Genomic DNA, 2,193 nt, shown 5'->3' on the forward strand with positions numbered 1-2,193 from the left:
TCATGGATGCCATTGAATGTGGCATCGTCAAACTTCCCCGAGTTCCGGTGGCGGACAACATCCCCGGTGCCGATATGCCCATGTTCCGCACCTTATGGGAGCATATTCGTAAAGACATGCCGAAGAAAGGCAGAGGCAAGGCTAAGGAGCTTGATCCACTTGCATTACCTGCTCCTCTCAAGACAGCATTGGATGCACTCTATGGCCATTACCAAAAGACCTTTGAGTTATGGGAAAAGGCAGAAGGAGTGCATGTGCCACCTTGTTTCATTGTAGTCTGCAATAACACCTCCACATCAAAGCTGGTATATGACTACATTTCTGGTTTCCATCGGGAGAACCAGGATGGCTCTACTACGTTGGAGAATGGCCGTCTGTCTTTGTTCAGGAACTATGATGAGCATGGTAATCCCATTCCACGACCACGTACCTTGTTGATCGACAGCGAACAGCTTGAATCAGGGGAGATCCTGGACAAGAACTTCCACAAGATGGCTGTCGATGAGATTGAGCGTTTCCGCAGAGAGATCATCGAGCGCACAGGTGATCGCCGTCAGGCAGAGGGATTGACTGATGCCGATCTGTTGCGTGAAGTCATGAATACGGTCGGCAAGCGTGGTCAGCTGGGTGAATCAGTGCGCTGCGTGGTCTCTGTATCAATGCTCACTGAAGGTTGGGATGCCAATAATGTGACTCATGTTCTTGGTGTGCGGGCCTTTGGCACCCAGTTGCTGTGTGAACAAGTCATCGGCCGCGCTTTGCGTCGCCAATCCTATGACTTGAATGAAGAAGGGCTGTTTAACGTGGAATATGCTGATGTACTGGGCATTCCATTTGATTTCACAGCCAAGCCTGTGGTTGCTCCACCGCAGCCGCCTCGTGAAACCATTCAGGTAAAAGCAGTTCGACCTGAGCGTGATGCACTGGAGATCCGTTTTCCGCGTGTGGCAGGGTATCGTGTCGAGCTGCCTGAAGAAAGACTTACTGCGTCATTCAATGACGATTCGGTGCTGGAACTGACGCCAGATTTAGTTGGACCATCTGAGACCAGAAACGCAGGTATCATTGGTGAAGGTGTGGATCTGAATCTCGAACATCTGGGTGATATGCGTCGATCCACTTTGCTATTTCATCTTACTCAGCGATTACTTTATACCAAGTGGCGTGATCCGGGAGAAGAACCCAAGCTGCATCTCTTTGGGCAACTCAAGCGCATCACACGACAATGGTTAGACTGCTGCCTGGTCTGTAAGGGCGGCACTTATCCTGCCCAGCTCATGTATCAGGAATTAGCAGATATGGCCTGTGAACGTATAACGGCTGGAGTTACTCGTGCTTTGATTGGCGAAAGACCGGTTGTTGCTATTCTTGATCCCTATAATCCCACAGGCAGCACCGCTCATGTTAATTTCAACACATCCAAGACTGAGCGCTGGGAAACTGCAGCCGATAAATGCCATATCAACTGGGCAATACTTGATAGTGATTGGGAAGGGGAATTCTGCCGAGTGGTTGAATCTCATCCTAGAGTAAAAGCATATGTCAAAAACCATAATCTAGGTCTGGAAGTGCCCTATCGTTATGGTTCTGAAATACGCAAATATATTCCTGATTTTATCGTCAAAATAGATGATGGTCGTGGTAAAGATGATCTGCTGAATCTCATTGTTGAGATCAAGGGTTATCGGCGGGAGGATGCCAAGGAAAAGAAAGCCACCATGGAAACCCATTGGGTGCCTGGTGTAAACCATCTGGGCACACAGGGTCGGTGGGCTTTTGCGGAGTTCACCGATGTTTACGAGATGCAAATGGATTTCGAGAAAAAGATAGCAAGCGAGTTTGACAAAATGTTAACTGCAGTTGTTGGCGATCAAACATGAATCAGAAAGGAGGTTCATGGTTACATCCGGCACAGCGACGCAATAGCTCAGGATATATTGATGCAATAGGTTCGGTGATATTTGCTGCCAATTTTTGTGGTTACACAGTGGTGCAAGTTGGATTTCCATCATTAGCTTGCGACACAAAGTTTTTCGTAGGAATGGGAAGGGATAACAATGACCTTTACAGCGTTTAAGGAATATAAGCGTAGCCTCCTGGAGAAGCGTGGATTATCGAGGCCTGATGGTCGTTCTCTCTATGAATACCGCCTTACCTCCAATGAGTTTGAGGAATTGGAAGGCACTTTGCGCA

At 48.1% G+C, this 2,193-nt stretch carries 1 protein-coding gene; it reads left to right on the plus strand.

The window, feature by feature from the left end:
• Positions 1 to 1,880 (plus strand): BPTD_3080 family restriction endonuclease (locus ACOCD2_RS17255; RefSeq protein WP_419625829.1); only part of this gene is annotated, 1,880 nt, incomplete at its 5' end.
• Positions 1,881 to 2,193: the final 313 nt, after the last annotated feature.

The sequence above is a fragment of the Thiolapillus sp. genome (assembly GCF_048562965.1).
Classification (GTDB): domain Bacteria; phylum Pseudomonadota; class Gammaproteobacteria; order Chromatiales; family Chromatiaceae; genus Thiolapillus; species Thiolapillus brandeum_A.